Annotated in this window: 1 protein-coding gene and 1 pseudogene; both read left to right on the forward strand. The window is 60.5% G+C overall.

Annotated elements, in window-relative coordinates; translation table 11 throughout:
• Positions 1-272: pseudogene (locus NKH19_RS33440) on the forward strand (hypothetical protein); the annotation flags it as partial.
• 236 nt (positions 273-508) lie between these two features.
• Positions 509-704: TetR family transcriptional regulator (locus NKH19_RS33445; protein WP_352871323.1), on the forward strand; the 196-nt coding region annotated here is incomplete at its 3' end.

A 704-nucleotide genomic window follows, 5' to 3' on the forward strand; every position in this document is an offset into this window, starting at 1 on the left:
GCAAGGTCTGTGACGGAGCGATCCTGTGCGCCTACGACATGCAGGCGGCGAGTGTCGCGAGCCTGATGGTGGCTGGTCGGGCAGCCCTCGGCGCGGAAAGATTCCTCGGTGCCGGCTATCGGCTGTTCTACCCGGAAATGACCGGGCCTGACACCCTTGCGGCGAAGGTGAAGCCGGCGCTGGCGCCTGGTGTCGATGGCATCAATTTCTACAATTACGGCCTGGTGCCGGCTGCGCGGCTGGACTGGATCGGTGTAGCCCAGCGGCATTGAGCCGCCTGTAATTTCGCCCTGTGCCATAAACGCTCACAGGGAGGCGGTTTCGATTCCGCTCGTATTCGACTCCACAAGGACGGGAATTGCTTGGAAGCGCAAGCCGCATTGCCTCTGACAGCAAACCTGAAGCGCCAGATTTAACCCATCATAGAATTTGAGTCACTCGATGTGACACCAATTGACAGGCGGTGGAATTCATGGCACATGCCGTGCCGCGAATTAGGAGAAGCCACATGTCCACCGCCCGTGCTTACAACAGCCCCGTGCGCGAAGAGAAAGCCCGAAAAACGCGCGAGGCGATCCTCACCGCTCTGTTCACGCTGATGGACGCGGATGGTGCGGCGGATGAGATCACCGCCGAGGCGATCGCCGAAAAGGCTGGGGTGCAGCGGCGTACCGTCTTCCGTCACTTTGCCACAAAGGACGACC

Source organism: Mesorhizobium sp. M1338 (assembly GCF_040318045.1).
Lineage (GTDB): Bacteria > Pseudomonadota > Alphaproteobacteria > Rhizobiales > Rhizobiaceae > Mesorhizobium.